The sequence below is a fragment of the Vibrio tapetis subsp. tapetis genome (genome assembly GCF_900233005.1).
Taxonomy (GTDB): domain Bacteria; phylum Pseudomonadota; class Gammaproteobacteria; order Enterobacterales; family Vibrionaceae; genus Vibrio; species Vibrio tapetis.
Window position 1 is genome coordinate 3,206,095 of sequence record NZ_LT960611.1, and the last position, 15,751, is coordinate 3,221,845.

General features: G+C 42.6%; 16 protein-coding genes. 10 read left to right on the forward strand and 6 right to left on the reverse strand.

Annotated elements, in window-relative coordinates; translation table 11 throughout:
• Positions 1-107 precede the first annotated feature (107 nt).
• The 8 genes from rfaD (at position 108) to VTAP4600_RS14400 (ending at position 9,003) form a co-directional block, all read left to right on the forward strand.
• Complete coding sequence (rfaD, locus tag VTAP4600_RS14365; protein WP_102523419.1) at positions 108-1,049, forward strand: ADP-glyceromanno-heptose 6-epimerase; 942 nt, start codon at positions 108-110, stop codon at positions 1,047-1,049.
• Between the two features lie 92 nt (positions 1,050-1,141).
• Positions 1,142-2,161 (forward strand): lipopolysaccharide heptosyltransferase II, encoded by a 1,020-nt coding sequence (waaF, locus tag VTAP4600_RS14370; RefSeq protein WP_102523420.1) that lies wholly within the window; start codon positions 1,142-1,144, stop codon positions 2,159-2,161.
• Position 2,162: 1 nt separating this feature from the next.
• Positions 2,163-3,398, forward strand: a complete 1,236-nt coding sequence (locus VTAP4600_RS14375) for an O-antigen ligase family protein (protein ID WP_102523421.1) — start codon at positions 2,163-2,165, stop codon at positions 3,396-3,398.
• A complete protein-coding gene (gene waaA, locus VTAP4600_RS14380) occupies positions 3,388-4,647 on the forward strand; it encodes a lipid IV(A) 3-deoxy-D-manno-octulosonic acid transferase (protein ID WP_102523422.1) in 1,260 nt (419 codons plus the stop codon). Before VTAP4600_RS14375 ends, waaA begins: the two co-directional genes overlap by 11 nt.
• A 96-nt stretch (positions 4,648-4,743) precedes the next feature.
• On the forward strand, positions 4,744-5,739 hold the full coding sequence (locus tag VTAP4600_RS14385; RefSeq protein ID WP_102523423.1) for a WaaS/CpsH family glycosyltransferase: 996 nt from the start codon (positions 4,744-4,746) through the stop codon (positions 5,737-5,739).
• Positions 5,740-5,836: 97 nt separating this feature from the next.
• On the forward strand, positions 5,837-7,135 hold the full coding sequence (locus tag VTAP4600_RS14390) for a 3-deoxy-D-manno-octulosonic acid transferase (RefSeq protein WP_102523424.1): 1,299 nt from the start codon (positions 5,837-5,839) through the stop codon (positions 7,133-7,135).
• A complete protein-coding gene (locus VTAP4600_RS14395; protein WP_102523425.1) occupies positions 7,135-8,190 on the forward strand; it encodes a glycosyltransferase family 9 protein in 1,056 nt (351 codons plus the stop codon). The genes VTAP4600_RS14390 and VTAP4600_RS14395 overlap by 1 nt, the downstream gene beginning before the upstream one ends.
• Before the next feature lie 39 nt (positions 8,191-8,229).
• The gene (locus VTAP4600_RS14400; protein ID WP_102523426.1) at positions 8,230-9,003 is read left to right on the forward strand and encodes a glycosyltransferase family 2 protein; all 774 of its coding nucleotides are present in this window, start codon (positions 8,230-8,232) and stop codon (positions 9,001-9,003) included.
• Between the two features lie 83 nt (positions 9,004-9,086).
• Here VTAP4600_RS14400 and VTAP4600_RS14405 read toward each other — a convergent pair whose 3' ends face one another.
• Positions 9,087-10,136 carry a glycosyltransferase family 9 protein gene (locus tag VTAP4600_RS14405; RefSeq protein ID WP_102523427.1) on the reverse strand — a complete coding sequence of 350 codons (1,050 nt, stop codon included), beginning with the start codon at positions 10,134-10,136 and terminating at the stop codon, positions 9,087-9,089.
• Positions 10,137-10,244: 108 nt separating this feature from the next.
• On the opposite strand from VTAP4600_RS14405, the gene coaD reads away from it, so the two are divergent.
• The gene (gene coaD, locus VTAP4600_RS14410) at positions 10,245-10,739 is read left to right on the forward strand and encodes a pantetheine-phosphate adenylyltransferase (protein ID WP_102523428.1); all 495 of its coding nucleotides are present in this window, start codon (positions 10,245-10,247) and stop codon (positions 10,737-10,739) included.
• Positions 10,740-10,839: 100 nt separating this feature from the next.
• Here coaD and mutM read toward each other — a convergent pair whose 3' ends face one another.
• The 5 genes from mutM to radC all read right to left on the reverse strand — a co-directional run bounded on the left by mutM (position 10,840) and on the right by radC (position 14,207).
• Positions 10,840-11,664, reverse strand: a complete 825-nt coding sequence (gene mutM / locus VTAP4600_RS14415; protein ID WP_102523429.1) for a bifunctional DNA-formamidopyrimidine glycosylase/DNA-(apurinic or apyrimidinic site) lyase — start codon at positions 11,662-11,664, stop codon at positions 10,840-10,842.
• A gap of 298 nt (positions 11,665-11,962) precedes the next feature.
• Complete coding sequence (locus tag VTAP4600_RS14420) at positions 11,963-12,439, reverse strand: hypothetical protein (protein ID WP_102523430.1); 477 nt, start codon at positions 12,437-12,439, stop codon at positions 11,963-11,965.
• 169 nt (positions 12,440-12,608) lie between these two features.
• A complete protein-coding gene (gene rpmG / locus VTAP4600_RS14425) occupies positions 12,609-12,776 on the reverse strand; it encodes a 50S ribosomal protein L33 (RefSeq protein WP_002535344.1) in 168 nt (55 codons plus the stop codon).
• Between the two features lie 13 nt (positions 12,777-12,789).
• Entirely contained in the window at positions 12,790-13,026 is a 237-nt protein-coding gene (gene rpmB, locus VTAP4600_RS14430) for a 50S ribosomal protein L28 (protein ID WP_102523431.1), read from the reverse strand.
• 506 nt (positions 13,027-13,532) lie between these two features.
• A complete protein-coding gene (radC, locus tag VTAP4600_RS14435) occupies positions 13,533-14,207 on the reverse strand; it encodes a RadC family protein (RefSeq protein ID WP_102523432.1) in 675 nt (224 codons plus the stop codon).
• Between the two features lie 247 nt (positions 14,208-14,454).
• On the opposite strand from radC, the gene coaBC reads away from it, so the two are divergent.
• Positions 14,455-15,660, forward strand: coding sequence for a bifunctional phosphopantothenoylcysteine decarboxylase/phosphopantothenate--cysteine ligase CoaBC (gene coaBC, locus VTAP4600_RS14440; protein ID WP_102523433.1), 1,206 nt, complete (start codon positions 14,455-14,457; stop codon positions 15,658-15,660).
• Positions 15,661-15,751 lie beyond the last annotated feature (91 nt).

The window sequence follows — 15,751 nt, forward strand, 5'->3', positions numbered from 1 at the left end:
GTATTGCCAAACACGCTAAGTCTACGTGCAGCAAAGTCCATTCTGTATTCTACTTATGTTCTTTGCTAAACTCGCTACAATATTTTTTATAAGCTAGGTGAATAAAGATGATCATCGTTACTGGTGGTGCTGGCATGATTGGCAGCAATATTGTTAAGGCTCTAAACGAAAAAGGTTTTAACGACATTTTGGTGGTGGATAACCTAAAAAATGGTAAGAAATTTGCGAACCTAGTGGATCTCGATATCACTGACTACATGGATCGTGATGACTTTTTAACGCAAGTGATGGCCGGTGACGATTTCGGCCCTATTGAAGCTATTTTCCACCAAGGTGCTTGCTCTGCAACAACAGAGTGGGACGGAAAATACATGATGCTCAATAACTATGAGTACTCTAAAGAATTACTTCATTACTCTATTGAACGCGAGATCCCATTCCTTTATGCCTCTTCTGCTGCAACTTATGGCGGCCGCAATGAGAATTTTATTGAAGAGCAAGAATTTGAAGGCGCGTTAAACGTTTACGGCTACTCTAAACAACAGTTCGATAACTACGTGCGTCGCCTACAAGCAGACGCTGCTGCTCACGGTGAAACCCTGTCTCAAATTACCGGTTTCCGTTACTTCAACGTATACGGCCCTCGCGAGCAACACAAAGGCAGCATGGCTTCTGTGGCGTTCCACCTAAACAATCAAATTTTAGCGGGCGAAGATCCAAAGCTATTCGAACGCAGCGATGAGTTTAAACGCGATTTTGTTTACGTAGGTGACGTATGTAAAGTTAACCTGTGGTTTATGGAAAATGGCGTATCTGGCATCTTTAACTGTGGCACTGGCCGAGCAGAACCATTTGCAGAGGTAGCAAAAGCCGTTGTTAAGCACCATGGCAAAGGCGAAGTTCAAACCATTCCATTCCCAGAGCACCTAAAAGGCGCTTACCAAGAATACACGCAAGCGGATTTAACTAAGCTTCGCGCCGCGGGTTGTGATGTTGAATTTAAAACTGTTGCACAAGGTGTTGCACAATACATGGCGATTATTAACTAGCCAAAGCGATAAGTTAGATAACCAAAAGTTATGCTGGGCCATCGGCATAACTTTTTAGTGATATGCTCTGTCTGTTATTTTTAGGTGAATAAGTGAAAATACTGGTAATCGGTCCGTCTTGGGTTGGCGATATGGTGATGTCTCAAAGCCTGTATATGGCACTAAAGACACGGCACCCACAGTGTGAAATCGACGTATTAGCACCAGCTTGGTGTAAGCCAATCTTAGAGCGAATGCCTGAAGTTAACCACTCTATTGAAATGCCCGTTGGCCATGGTGCGCTTGACCTAAAAAAGCGTTGGCAAATCGCACGATCACTAAAGAAAAACCATTACACTCATGCCATTGTTCTGCCTAATTCAGCCAAATCTGCTCTGATTCCGTTTTTTGCAGGGATCAAGCAAAGAACGGGTTGGAAAGGTGAGTTTCGTTATGGCCTGCTAACAGATTTAAGGCCCAATAAGCGTATTTTCCAATACATGATTGAACGTTATGTTGCTCTTTCTGCCCCTAAAGAGAAGATGTTAGATCAGATATCTTTGAGTAGCTGCTCTCACCCTAAGTTATCTATCAACAAAACAAGCCAAAACGCGGCAATGAAGCGCTTAAATTTAAATAATCAAAGAAAAGTATTTGGCCTTTGCCCTGGCGCTGAGTACGGCCCGGCAAAACGCTGGCCTGATGAGCATTACTCAACAGTAGCACAACAAGTTATTAATGATGGTGGCCAAGTATGGCTTTTTGGCTCTGTAAAAGATAAAGAAGTGACTCAAAAAATAAAGCGGTCACTCCCTCAACCATTACAACAACAATGCTTTGACCTTGCAGGTGAAACTAGCTTAATTGAAGCCGTAGATTTACTAGCAGCGTGCCACACTGTTATATGTAATGACTCGGGCTTGATGCATGTTTCGGCGGCAGTGAATTGTAATATCGTCGCGATTTATGGCTCAAGTTCTCCCGAGTACACACCGCCGCTAACTGCCAAGTTACATATGCTACATACCGATATAGTATGCCGCCCTTGTTTTAAAAAAGAATGCCCGCTAGGTCACCAAAAGTGCTTAACTGAACTAAGCCCTCAATTGATTATCGAGACGATAAAAAAATAATATGAATAAAATTAATCCTCAGTATTTTAATATATTTCTTGTTGGCTTTTGCTTCTTGACCATCTACACATCAAAAGCGGGAATGAATATCGCGTTAGCTTTGCTGCTTATTGGTCACTTAATTGCTTTGAGAAACTTCAAAGCGTTTAAAGAACAGGTAAATCAACAACCTATTTTTATCATGATGTATGCGGTTTTCACTTTGGCTCTGATAGCAAAATCTATTAGTTTTAGTGATATAAATGAACTGGCCACTACATTTCGAAAAGGCGCATTTCTGCTATTAACACCGTTCATTTCTTTATTATTGCTTAAAAAAAACCACCTCGACTTAGCAAAAAATGCCCTTATATTGGGGGCTTGCATAGCAATAATAAACAGTTACTATCAATTATATTTAATGGATGACTGGTCTCATTTCAGAGTGCAGAGCTTTTGGGATGTTGGTCGTTGGTCAGAATTACTTGGGTACTTATTTGTAGGTATAATCCCTTTCATTCTGGTAAAGAAAAATCGACCACATTTGTTTATCAGCGTTTTTTTTCTAATCGCCACCCTAGGTAGCTTATTAATTGCCAATAGTAGAGGTGCTATTTTAGTCACCGCCATTGTGACGTTTTTTTATCTACTTTTTCATCATCGAAAACTACTGCTATTGTGCACCACCGCATTGGTTGTTTTGATTGTCGCCTTTAGTCAAACGAAGCCCGTAAGTGAGTTTGTTGATCGTATAGCAAGTGTTGCATCAAGTAGTAATGCCTCGAACAATGCTAGAAAGCTAATGTGGGGAAATGGCATATTACTTGCTCAACATCATATTGAAACAGATCCTGTGACTTTTTTGTTTGGTACCAGCACAAAAGAGCTGCCGATTAAAGTTGTAGAAATTATTAACACTATTAGCTCAGTTGAAGAAATGCAAGACAGTATTGGCACCAACATTTCAATACACGATTTTCATAATGCATACATTAACAATATCAATAAAAATGGTTTAGTCTATTTTCTCGCGTATATCACTTTACTGGCCATGCTCGCTAAATTTTTCTGGTCATATAGATATATCTCCCCAAGTTACGCTTGGGCAGGCATTAACCTTCTATCTGCATATTTGATGCTTGGTGTTGTATATAGTAATGAAATGGAATTTCAAACAGCTTGCTTATTCTTTATTCTATCGGTCATGATTGCTGGTTGCCTAAAAACAAATAATGAGATAAAGCACAATGCTAGTTAGAGCTATTTATTCATTGTTCTTGTACTTACTTGCTCCTTTCTTTTTGTACGGTTTATACAAAAAAAAAAATGGGAAACCACACATTGGCATGCGCTGGCTTGAGCACTTTGGAGTAACACCAAAGACATCAACTACCGAGCGGCCACTCTGGATTCATGCTGTCTCTGTTGGTGAAGCCATTGCTTCTATACCAATCATCAAAATGATAAAGGCGCGTCACCCACACGTACCCATTGTAGTAACTACAACAACCACTACTGGTGCGGAGCAAATTGAAAAGCTGGGAAGCATTGTAGAACATCGCTACATGCCACTGGATTTTGGTTTTGCTATTAAAGGATTCCTACAACAGATTAACCCAAAACAGTTACTCATTATTGAAACCGAATTATGGCCCAACACCCTTCATTATGTAAAAAAATCCAACGTTCCGGTAAATATTGTTAACGCTCGATTATCTGAGCGATCTATGAACCGCTATAAAAAGGTATCCGCCCTATTTTCTATCATTGCTAGCAATGTTGACCAGTTCCTTTGCCAACATGAGGAGGATGCAGAGCGCTTTATTCAACTCGGAGTCCCGACTGCTAAAATATCAGTAACTGGGTCATTGAAATTTGATATTCAAATCTCGGCGACCACCTTAGAAGCTGGGGATATATTAAGAAACCGCATTGGAAAATCTCGCCCAGTTTGGATAGCCGCAAGCACTCACAAAGGTGAGGATGAGATCGTCATTTCAGCACACAAACAAATTCTACTGTCACAGCCGAATGCCCTACTAATCTTAGTACCAAGACACCCCGAACGTTTTGATGACGTGTACTCTTACGCAGCTTCAAAAATGACGACAGCCCGACGCACGCACTCTGAAGCCATCAGCTCAGATACTCGAATCTACCTTGGTGATACGATGGGAGAAATGCTCACGCTGATCGCTGCTAGTGATGTGTGTTTTATGGGTGGAAGCTTACTTGGTGACAAAGTGGGGGGGCATAATATCCTAGAACCCGCAGCTCTTGGCGTCCCGACGATTATAGGCCCTAGCTACTTTAACTTTCTAGACATTACCAATACGTTAGTTAAGCAGCAAGGCGCTATCATTTGTGAGTCATCTGATTTATCAAATAAGATCTGCGAAATCTTGACTCAAGATTCTCTACGCCTTGAAATGGGAGTAAAAGCAAAACAGTTTGTTACCAGCCAACAAGGTAGCATTGAACGCACTTTGCATTTGTTGGATATGTAACACACTCATTCAAATCGAACCTGTTTAGTATTTGTGCTTGCCTTGCTCTTTATATAACATTATACGTTGAATCTACATTTACCATTATGGCCTATTATGAACATTTTATTTATCTGTCCCGATTGGGCAAACCTAGCATCTCCCATTGTGAGTGAGATGCGCCGTCAGGGCCATGACGTCATCCACTTAGACCATAGTGATTTTGCTGATTTTCGTTATTACAACAAAACTCACCGCCTTCTTTCAAAAGCTTTTGACCTGATTGCCAGTTCAAAATATAAGCACCTGCGCACCAAAGAGCAGATATCTTTCTCACTGAGAGGTTTTTTCAACCATCGTCAGCGCTTTGACATAATCTTAATGACAGAACCCAATTTTTTCGGTGATGAACATTTTGACTTGTTTGAAAAAAACACCGACAAACTGGTTCTTTCATTGTGGGATAGCCTAGAGCGTATGCCTAGAAACGGGACTCATTTAGAGCGATTCTCACCCATTTTCAGCTTTGAACCGACAGACTGTGAAAAGCATGGCTTCATACGTTCTTACAACTACATTAATAAGTTTGATAATCAGCATAATAATCTGAAATATGACTTATTTTCTGTTATGAGTTTCAACAAGCAGCGCTATCAAGACGTTGTCTCTTTCTTAGAGGCGAATCCACATATTAACGCCAATGTGAATTTTTACATCGATCATCCTAGAAAGCGAAAATATATTACGCATCCTCGAGTCAATATTATTGATAAACTGATGCTGACAGATGAGCTGGAACAAAATATTCGCGAAGCTAAAGCCGTACTAGACATAGGGCAAGGACAACAGCTTCAAGCCGGCCTCTCCTTTAGAGTCTACGAAGCTCTCGGTTTCGAAAAAAAACTGATTACGACTAACTCATCAATTAGTAAATATGATTTCTTTAATAAAAAGAACATCCAAATTTTGGATGCTTCATTAAAAATTGAGGATTCATTTTTCGAAGCGCCTTATGAGAAGCCCGATAACAAAGTTTTGCAAAAATATACCCTCTCATCTTGGGTGGAAAATGTTATTGATTGCGTCAGTAAAGCACCAGCAATCAAGCATTAAAGAGTTAACTTACCGTCACGTAGTAAGGAGACAGATTTACATTCTGTCTTCTCAATTGCATAATCTTGCCCAGTAACGAATATATACAAGGCCAAAAATGAACTCTCCAACATTCTTCGAAAGACACTTTGAGCTGCTTTTTTTTGCGGGACTTTGTATCGGAACTATTTTTGCCTTCGTATACGGAGAGCATCAAATACTTCGAGGCGACCAAACGCAAATGATAGCTAAAGGCTATTTGGGTGCTTATGACAATAATTGGCTGGCCTATGGAAGCTTTGCCAGCACTGTTGGAAACCTACCAGGTTACCTTTCAGCGCTAGTGGTTGGCTTACCTATCATGGTATGGGATTCACCTTGGGCTCCCATGGCTTTTTTAATTGCGTTGCGCTTATGTGCATTTTTAATGATAGACGCCGTTATTAAACAAGCCTTTGATAAGCCGATCCGCTTAGTCTTTCTTGGGTTATTTTGGCTAAGCCCTTGGGTTCAATATGACAACTTGATGTACAACCCAGCTTATCTATGCTTTTTTGCAGCTCTGCACCTATGGACAGCGTCCAAGATGCGCGAGAAATCATCGTTTCTATATTCGTTTTTGCACATTTTAGCTATTGGTATGGCTCTGCAGCTGCATTTTTCTTGGCCTATTTTAGCTGTCATAAGCGTATTCTTGTTCTACAGAACCATGATAAAGGTATCCTGGCTTGGCGTTGCCGCTGGCCTCATCGTCACCATATTGTCTCTCATCCCTTATTTCCATGAGCTAATGGTTAACGAAGCGATTGTTGAAGAAAGTGATCGCTACATCGGTTACGGCTTAGTCCATGTTTACCCTGTCATAAAGTCTGTCGTTTACTGGCTTCGATATGGCTCGTTCCTATTCTCTAACCGTGTCATTGCTAATAGTTCGTTTGATTGGATAACTAGCATTGAATGGATGCAAATGGTTATTCAGTATTTGTGGAAAGCCGTCACATTTGGTTTTGGTATCGCGTCTGTTCTTATTTCAGCTAAGTTTAACTGGCGTACCTGGAAATTTGTGAAGCCAATTATTAAGCGAGATAACCCAATCGAGAATACCGAGTCTTGGCTGATCCTGTACTCGTTTGCAACCTTAACGGGCATTGTTATTTGTGCTTGCCTGTCTCCGATTACCTTTAGTTACTGGCATCTTATTATCGCTTTCCCATTTGCCTTATTCCCTATTCTGCGCGAAATCAGGATTTGGAAGGAAAGCAATAACTCACGTTTTACGAAGGTGTTCCTTATCTCTCTTACCTATCTTTTGGCGCTCAATTTACTTGCATCACATGATAGCCAGAAGTTCTCCTATAAGGTTTCATACCAAGAGCAAGTCGAGAGCTATTTAGTCACTGAAGGGCTGTCGAAGTAATGACGCCTTTATTCAAGGAGTCGCCATCAGCACTCTGTATTTTGCGATTATCAGCCATTGGCGATGTCTGCAATACTGTTGCCGCAGTACAAGCAATACAAAGACAGTGGCCAGAAACTAAAATAACGTGGATAACGGGCAAGCTAGAAGCCAAACTTATTGGATCTCTACCAAACATTGAAGTCATTGTGTTTGATAAGAAGCAGGGATTAAAAGGCTATCAGGTTCTTTGGAAAACACTAAAGAACCACCGTTTTGATGCCTTACTTCACATGCAATATGCATTTCGCGCTAGCATCGCAACCTTGGGCATTAAAGCAAAATACAAGCTGGGATTTGACGCAAAGCGTAGCCAAGATTTTCAGCACCTGTTCACAAATGTTAAGGTGCCTTCACCTTCAGCACCACATGTGTTGGATGGCTTATTGGCTTTTGCACAAACACTTGGTGTGCAAGATATTACTCCTAAATGGGCCATTCCTTACTCAGACCAAGAGTCTCGTTGGGCATTAGAGAATCTACAGACAGAATCATCTAACTTGGTGATTGTTCCTGCGGCCAGTAAAGGTTATAAGAATTGGACCTGCGACGGGTATGTTGCACTAATTAAACATGCTCAAATCGCTGGCTGGAACGTGATTTTAGCTGGTAGCCCAGCTAAAATTGAACTCGAATTAGCCGAAGCTATTCAATGCAAACTCGCAAAGCCTGTGAACAATTTGGTTGGTAAAAGTAGCTTACTTGAAATGCTAGCGTTACTAGATAAAGCCCATTTGGTTGTCGCTCCAGATACTGGCCCAGCTCACATGGCAAATGCTATGAATACTCCAGTAATCGGCCTTTACGCACACCATAATCCGGAACGAACTGGTCCTTATCAATATCAAAACTACGTGGTTTCTGCTTATGAAGAAGCAATCCAAGCTGAGACTGGCAAACCGTCTAACCAGCTAGCCTGGCGAACAAGAGTGAAAGATAAGTCAGCCATGCACCGTATCAGTGCCGACCGGGTTATTCGTATGTTTGATAAAGCGGTAGCTGATTTTTCTCTATAACCCCGTTACACTAGCTTACCCAACATGAGAGGCATTCCAGTGAGCAAACCAACTTTAGCGGTCGCATTAATTGTAAAAAACGAAGCCGCACACCTTAAAGCATGTTTAGAAACCGTACATGATTGGGTGGATGAAATTGTCGTTCTCGATTCTGGTAGCTCTGACGAAACGGAACAAGTTGCTCGAGAGTACACAAACAACTTCTTCGTGAATGCAGATTGGCCAGGCTTTGGGCCGCAGCGCAGAATCGCTCAAACTCACGTAACATCAGACTATGTTCTTTGGCTTGATGCCGATGAACGTATTACACCTGAATTAAAGGCCAGCATACTGCAGGCCGTTGAGACTAATTCCTCTGATACTGTTTATCAATTTGCTCGACTAAGCTGGGTGTTTGGCCGCTATATCAAGCATTGCGGTTGGTACCCAGATCGCGTGTTAAGGCTTTACCCAACAAAACTAACACAATATACCGATGCTTTAGTCCACGAACGTGTGGAAGTAACCAAAGAAATGAAAGTGGCAAACCTTGAGGGTGATGCCATTCACTATACTTACAACGATGTGCATCATTATTTAGTGAAATCTGCCGGCTACGCCAAGGCCTGGGCTGACCAGCGTCAAAAGCGTGGCAAAAAAAGCAGCCTCAGCCAAGGCATTGTGCATGCTTTAGCCTGCTTTATTAAGATGTATATCTTAAAGGTGGGCTTTCTCGACGGGAAGCAAGGGTTCTTACTTTCCCTGTTGTCTGCGCATTCTACTTTTGTGAAATACGCAGATTTATGGGTAAGAGAGCAAGAACAGAAAGATTAATTACGGAATACAGAATTCGCTTTGCTCACTAGAATACGGAAAAGCAAAGCGGCATCGCTCTTATAGCCTCTAGCCTCTAGCCTCTAGCCTCTAGCCTCTAGCCTCAATTTTTCAAAAACCCAACCCTTCAACTCAATCGTAATATCATTGATATCAATTCTCGCCATATCTTCTTGGCTTTGTTTATCACCCGCTTTCGGTGGACAAAAAGCAATATGATTACCCTCTGAATTGATTGGTCGCCAGCGAAGTGGCGTCGCACTTCGCTTGCTTGGGAAAAAACCAACTGTTGGCACATCTAAGGTTGCAGCTATGTGTAGTGGTCCTGTAGAGCCTGCTATAAATAGATCTGCACAAGCAATTGAGCGAGTGAAGTCGACTAAACCTTCATTTTTATCATACACAACCGCATTAATACCTTTTTGCTTTAATAGTACCTGAAGCTCTCTCGCTTTTTCTTCTTCCCCTGGTCCTGCTGTTAGTATGCACTCACTCTCAAGGTTTAGTTCTGAATAAAGCTGTGTGTACTGCTCTAGAGAAAGGTTATTCGCAGAGCCTCCACTACCTGCATGCAAGTAGATCCAAGGCCTACTCACATCAATCTCTAACGACTCCGACAGCTTTTTCTTTTGCATAGAAAGCTCTGATGAAGAAAAGCTCAAGTATGGAGAGGTAGGTTCCACAACATTGACATTCTGGTCGGCTAAGAAAGCTCGAATGAGGTCAAGGTTGTATTCATATTCAGGCTTGGCAGACTGAGAGCGATTTTGTTTAATTCGTTTGTTATAAAAGATTTGGGCGAGTTTAGTCGCTGGTGCTAAGCGGTATTTAATACCTGCTTGCCACACTAACAGAGCGTTATACGTCGTCGAAAACAAGTTAATAGAGGCGTCAAATTGCGCTGATTTTATCTGCTCAATCAGTTGTTTTTGTTCTGTTTTACTGCCTTTATTCGTTGGGTCAACCATTACTTCGTCTATCCAAGGGCAAAGCTCTGCTAACGCCTTGGTATAGTTTGGCACTAAAGCGGTAATATGACATTCTGGCATGGATTGTTTAAGCATCGCGAAGCTGGGCCACGCCAGCATGAAATCGCCAATTTTATCGTTTCGGATCACCAAAATCTTTTTCATATCACACTCTCTATTCAGTCTGCCTCCATCATACCGACATAGATAACGAATTTTGAGTTTTATTTGCTATGATGAGTTCAGATTAACAAATTAAAAGAGTAGCTTACCGTGACACAAAAACGCATCTCTCGGGTGATTTATCCTGGCACATTTGATCCCATGACTAATGGGCATCTAGATTTAATCGAACGTACTGCTAGCATGTTTGACGAGGTCATTATCGCGGTTGCAGCAAGCCCAAGTAAAAAGACCATGTTTACTTTAGACGAACGCGTAAACTTTGCTGCGCAAGTGACCGCTCACTTAGACAATGTTAATTCAAAAGGTTTTTCTGGCTTAATGGTCGACTTTGCCAAGCAAGAACAAGCGAATGTGTTGATTCGAGGCTTGCGCACCACGGTCGATTTTGAATATGAATTTGGTTTGACCAATATGTACCGACGTTTAATGCCAGGGCTTGAAAGTGTGTTTTTAACCCCAGCAGAAGAGCACGCTTTTATCTCGTCGACTATCGTACGTGAGGTGGCGATACATGGCGGTAACGTGGATCAGTTCGTACCTGAAGTGGTCGCAAAGGCGTTAGCGACTAAGGCTCATATTTAAGTCTCACATTTAAGTCTCACATTTAAGTCTCACATTTAAGTCTCACATTTAAGGCTCGCATCTTAAGCTCGAACCTAAAGATCACAGTGAAGAAGCCACCCTATGATTCTTCATCAAATGGCTGACATTTCGAACAATAAAACGTATTTCGTTGGCCAATTTTAAGTGCTTCAATCAAGGTTCCACAAATGGGGCATGGCTTGCCTGCTCTGCCATACACTTGCAACTCTTGTGCGAAGTAACCTGGCTTGCCATCAACTTGGTTAAAATCTTTTAGAGTGGTTCCACCTTGCTTAATAGCCGTAGCAAGTACTGACTTAATGTCATTAACCAATTGTAAAAATTGATTTTTAGTTAACTGCCCGGCCGGTGTTTTAGGGTGAATATTTGAGTTGAATAACGCTTCGTTAGCGTAAATATTCCCCACTCCAACGACAACTTTGTTATCCATCACAAATTGCTTAATGACGACTTTCTTGCTGCTAGCTTTTGCACACAAGTATTCTGCATCAAATTCATCCGTCAGTGGCTCTGGGCCCATATTGTCTAACAGTTTATGCGATTCACCTTCCCCGATGAATAACCACGAACCGAACCGACGCGGGTCGTTATAACGAAGCACTTTGCCGTTTTTAAGGATCAAATCAACATGGTCATGTTTTCCAGCGTCAATGAATGTATCTAATACTCGCAAGCTGCCAGACATGCCTAAGTGGATCATCGCACTGCCTTTTTGAGTTTCAACCAGCAGATATTTAGCACGGCGAGAGATGCTATTTATTTTTTCACCGACTAAGTCTTGCAACTCTTCCGGCACAGCCCAACGTAACTTTGGCTGTCGCACCACGATTGATTCGATAGTTTGCCCAACCAAGTGAGGACTAATCCCCATTCGGCTGACTTCGACTTCTGGTAATTCTGGCATAAAAAATCCTTTAGTTAAGATCGAAGGTTACAGAATTCGCAGTGCTAACTAGAACACAGAAATAGCAGAGACTAGAGTCTAGATCACTTCGCTGCTAGTAAGAGTAAAAACCTTAGATTACTGTGCGCTGTTAGTAGATCCCGGACATCTCGTTCCTCGATTCCGGGATGACGATATGGTTGATTAACACCATAACGCTTTTGCTTTTCTAGCTTCTAAAGCGAGCCTACGGGTACTCTGTAACCTATAACCTATAACCTATAACCTATAACCTAGTGAGCACAGCGAATTCTCTTTTTTATTCAAACGAAAACAAATACCCCTCATCCACCGAAACCGCCAACCATTGCTTGTCCCAATTCTGAAATAGCCAAAACTGTGGGGTTTTGTAGTAGGTTACGCGCTGGGGTTCTTCTTGCTCTTGATACCAGACTTCTATTGTGTGAGCAGCCGATAGGTTAGGTTTTAGTTGTTCGAAAGTTTTGTTATCAACAGGCGTCCCTTGCAAAGACTGCCAGCGATTAATGGCTTGCTCAGGAGAAAGAGTGAGTAAACGAGTGGACTGCCAATCACTGCCATCAAACTCTAGTGACCATTTAGGAAAATGGAGCGCGGTAGGCTGCCATTTTGAATTGAGTATAAAAGGTAAGGTCACTTCAGGTTCGACGCCTAGATTAAAGTGCTCTCGTAGAACACTGGGGGCATTGATCAAAGCAATAAAGACTAAGATCGAGATGATCATAACGTTGTTCCATCCACGCCGACTTAATTTCATATCCTTCCCCTCACCGTAACCCGTAACCCGTAACCCGTAACCATAGTAAAGGACACTGTTAAAATAAACACCTACTTTAGGTTAATCCATTTACTCACTTTTCTTCAGGCAATAAAAAACCCAGCTAAAAGCTGGGTTTTTAACACTTTACAAAGGTCGTTAGAATCAATTACTTGATTTTAGCTTCTTTGTACATAACGTGCTGGCGTACTACTGGATCAAATTTCTTGATCTCAAATTTGCCTGGCATGTTACGTTTGTTTTTGTCAGTTGTGTAGAAGTGACCTGTTCCAGCAGAAGATACTAGACGGATTTTCTCACGAATGCCTTTAGCCATTGTTCAATTCCTCTTATACGTTCTCGCCACGAGCACGGATATCAACAAGAACAGCTTCGATGCCTTTCTTATCAATAATACGCATGCCTTTAGCAGTTAGACGTAGTTTAACAAAGCGCTTTTCGCCTTCTACCCAGAAACGGTGAGTTTGTAGGTTCGGCAGAAAACGACGCTTAGTAGCATTTCGTGCGTGTGAACGGTTGTTACCCGTTACAGGACGCTTACCAGTTACTTGGCATACTCGGGACATGAATGTCTCTCCAAATCGTTTCAGCTCGATATCAACCTTGGTTGCCGAACCTCTCTATCTATCATAAATAAAAGACGTGAGGTCAAAAACCGTTATGGAATATCCATACAAGGCTATCAAAGGTCGCGCATTATACTAACTTGATACGCATTGCTCAAGACCCGAACAGATCCTTTTTAAGGATTTTCGTGATCTTTTTTGAACAGAGCTGATTTAGGTTCATAAATTAGTGCGGGGGATGATAGCAGATTTTGAAAAAAAGCTAAGCTTTTTTTTAAAATAGATGCTAACCGCATAAATTAGAGCGGACTTCGTCCTTTGAGAATACAGAGACGGGCTACGCCCTAAGATTACAGAGAGCGAAAAAACTAGAACAGTCGCAAGCTCCTTTCGAGAAACGAGACCGCTTCGCTCCTATAACAACAAAGATAAATGCACGATCTCAACTTTTTCTCTTCATAGTTTCTAGTTTCTTAGTGAGCATAGCGAATTCTTCCCCTTCCCCCCTAAATCCACCCCCTCTCAGCAAACGACACAACTTCCCCATCCCCGATAACAAAGTGGTCCAATATTCGAACATCGATTAACGCGGTGGCATCTGAAAGGCGGCGGGTGATGCGTCTGTCTGCTTGGCTGGGTTCTGCAACGCCTGATGGGTGGTTGTGGGCAAGGATCAGCGCGGCGGCATTATGGTGCAACGCACGTTTGACGACTTCTCGTGGGTAAACACTGGCGGCATCTATTGTGCCTTCAAATAAAATCTCATCACTGACGACTCGGTGCTGGTTATCAAGAAACAAAACGAAAAAGGCTTCTCGATGACGATCTCGGAGTATAGAAGAGAGGTAAAGCTTGGTTTGTTCCGGGCTTGTCAGCGCATCTCCCCGTTTTAGAGTTTCAGCAAGGTAACGCTGGGTCATTTCTAGTACGGCTTGCAATTGTACGTAGGTAGCCTCCCCTAGGCCTTTATGTCTGCAAAACTGATCTTGGGTAGCGGAAAATAAGGCTCTTAGCGAGCCGCAATCTTTTAATAAAAAGTCGGCAAGCTCTAATACGTTCATGCCTTTTGTGCCCGTTCTTAAAAAGATAGCCAGCAGCTCTGCATCGGTCAAAGACTTAGGCCCATGGGTTAGTAGCTTTTCTCTTGGCATGGATTCGGTGGGAATGGATTTCACGCTCATCAGTTGGCTCCTCATTTTTCTTTTAAACAGCACGCTTAAAATTTGAGAGCAAATTTGATTTAACTTGTTAGGATCAGGCTCATGCCTTGGTGTAATTGATAAGTTTAAGAAGTATGAGCATTGAGGACTTATGTTTACTCCTCAAATTTCTCGGTTTTAAAGCTCCCGTCCTCTATCAGTAAATAGCGAATTCCAAAAAAAATCAGGCTTATGCTAAAGTAGCGGCAGAAAATTTGGAGAGTTAAACATGCAAACACTTGCTGGAAAGAAAATTCTTGTTGGTATCAGTGGTGGTATCGCGGCTTATAAATGTGCCGAGTTAACACGCAGGTTAATCGAGCGTGGCGCAGAAGTCCGTATCGTGATGACCAATGCGGCAAAAGAATTCATTACGCCACTCACGCTACAAGCGGTTTCGGGTCACCCGGTCTCTGAAAGCTTATTTGATCCTGCTGCAGAAGCTTCTATGGGTCATATAGAGTTAGCAAAGTGGGCTGACTTAGTGCTTTTAACACCAGCAACGGCTGATCTTATTGCTCGTATTTCGGCTGGTATGGGTAATGACTTATTATCGACGCTAGTGCTTGCGACTGACTCTCCGGTTGCTGTTTCTCCTGCGATGAATCAGCAGATGTATGCCAATGTGGCCACTCAAGAAAACATAGCGACGTTAACTCGCCGCGGCTTTTATATTTGGGGCCCAGCTTCTGGCGAACAAGCCTGTGGTGATGTTGGCCAAGGTAGAATGTTGGAGCCAATGCAGTTAGTTAATCACTGTGAAGCGTTCTTTCAACCTAAAGTGCTGCTAGGAAAATCTGTCGTGATTACCGCAGGCCCGACACGCGAAGCGATTGATCCTGTGCGCTACATCAGCAACCACAGTTCAGGGAAAATGGGCTTTGCCATCGCTAAAGCCGCAGCCGAGCAAGGTGCACAAGTGACCTTGATCAGTGGCCCGGTATCACTGCCAACACCTGCAAACGTTACCCGCATTAATGTCGATAGCGCTGAACAAATGCATGCTGCAGCAATGGAACACGCGCCAAAGCACGATATTTTTGTTGGCTGCGCTGCCGTTGCTGATTACCGACCAGCAAATATCGCCGAGCAAAAAATTAAGAAAACTGACGACAGCGATGAAATGACCATCACCATGGTTAAGAACCCAGACATCATCGCCTCTGTTGCCGCACTCACCGAAAACCGCCCTTTTACCGTCGGTTTTGCCGCTGAAACTCAAGATGTAGAAAGCTACGCTCGCGGTAAGCTTGCACGAAAAAACCTCGATCTTATCTGTGCCAACGATGTCTCTGTGGCTGGCCTAGGTTTTAACTCGGAAGACAACGCACTGCATCTTTATTGGCAAGGGGGGGATAAAGCACTTCCTCTAGCAAGTAAGGCGTTGTTGGGGCAGGCGCTTATGAGTGAGATTGGGGAGAGACTGAAAGGCTAGAGGCTAAGGGCAACTAATGCCTTTTGCCTTCCGCCCGCCCCCAACAAGCGAAGCGAACCCTCATTTCACTCTTTTACAAACAAAATCAGGC